Origin of the sequence: Weizmannia acidilactici (assembly GCF_008974185.1) — a bacterium.
GTDB lineage: Bacteria > Bacillota > Bacilli > Bacillales > Bacillaceae_C > Weizmannia > Weizmannia acidilactici.
Genome location: NZ_BKZP01000100.1, coordinates 1 through 766 on the forward strand (window position 1 = coordinate 1; position 766 = coordinate 766).

General features: G+C 29.5%; 1 pseudogene. It reads left to right on the forward strand.

Annotated features, from left to right (window positions below):
• A pseudogene (locus BpJC4_RS16280) lies at positions 1 to 657 on the forward strand (hypothetical protein); the annotation flags it as partial.
• Positions 658 to 766 lie beyond the last annotated feature (109 nt).

A 766-nucleotide genomic window follows, 5' to 3' on the forward strand; every position in this document is an offset into this window, starting at 1 on the left:
AATTTAGGGAAGTTGACGGAAAGGCATATTGAAAGATTTATGAGAGTCTTAGAAAAATGTTCGATAAAAACAAAAATGTTAGCAGGAATCCCGATTGATTGGTACATAGAGCAATTAATTACAGATTTAAAATCATATAACTGGTATGTTCAAAATTCTGTAATTGAAGTAATTGAAACTTTAGGTCCAGAACAAATTAATTTATTAAATAATGAAATTTTAATAGAGTTAGGAAGAAATGTTTTGCAATCTGCTGATGGAGGAGCAAGGAAAGCAGAGGAATTTGTTATGTCTCTTTGTAAAACTAGACTAAATTGGTCGTCTTTCTTTATCGAGGGGATATTTTTAGAAACGTTTATTAATCATAATGGAAAGTTAAGATTTAAAAAGTATTTCCGTTATGCTGTAGCGGCATTATTAGTTACAGAAAAGCAGGATAGAGAGAGAATTATCAATAAAGCAATTGAATTATTAAAACATGCATCACCAAAAGGTTGGCTAACGGAAAAATCATTTCAGAATTATTTAACCTTTTTACAAGAAGGAATTGAAAAAACAAATGGAAGCAGAAAGGTCCATTTAGAAAGGTTTAAGAGTGCATTAGAAGAAACAAAAGATAGAATTCTAAAAGAATTAGATGAAGAAGAAGGTTTCTAACACATAGTCAAAACTTTGAAATAAGCCTAACTTAAATACCATAAACCAGAAGAGTGAGTTTATTGTGGGGAGTGGAAAGCCTTAATTTTTAAAATTTTAATTCCTTTAT